This is a genomic window from Arthrobacter sp. M71 S08 (assembly GCF_059089725.1).
The window spans coordinates 1-365 of sequence record NZ_JBNHEY010000023.1 but is presented as its reverse complement, the minus strand read 5'-3'; the positions used below and the strand labels follow the sequence as shown (position 1 = coordinate 365).

Below are 365 nucleotides of genomic sequence, written 5' to 3'. Positions count from 1 at the left end.
CCGCGCTCGGCGAGGCGGTGCGGCTGCGGGATCTCTTCGACGTTGATCCCGACCATGGCCTCGCCCAGGCCGCGGGAGACCTTGGCGATCATGTCCGGATCATCGTGGAACGTGGTGGCCTTCACGATCGCCGCGGCACGCTCAGCCGGGTTACCGGACTTGAAGATACCCGACCCCACGAACACACCATCAGCACCAAGCTGCATCATCATCGCCGCATCGGCCGGGGTGGCAATACCACCGGCGGTGAACAGCACAACCGGCAGCTTGCCCGCAGCAGCAACTTCCTTCACGAGCTCATACGGGGCCTGCAGTTCCTTCGCAGCAACATACAGCTCATCCTCAGGCAGCGAGCTCAGCCGGGC

Annotated in this window: 1 protein-coding gene; it reads right to left on the bottom strand. The window is 64.7% G+C overall.

Annotated elements, in window-relative coordinates; genetic code table 11:
- Positions 1-365: beta/alpha barrel domain-containing protein (locus AC5RTB_RS16590; protein WP_494062144.1), on the bottom strand; the 365-nt coding region annotated here is incomplete at both ends.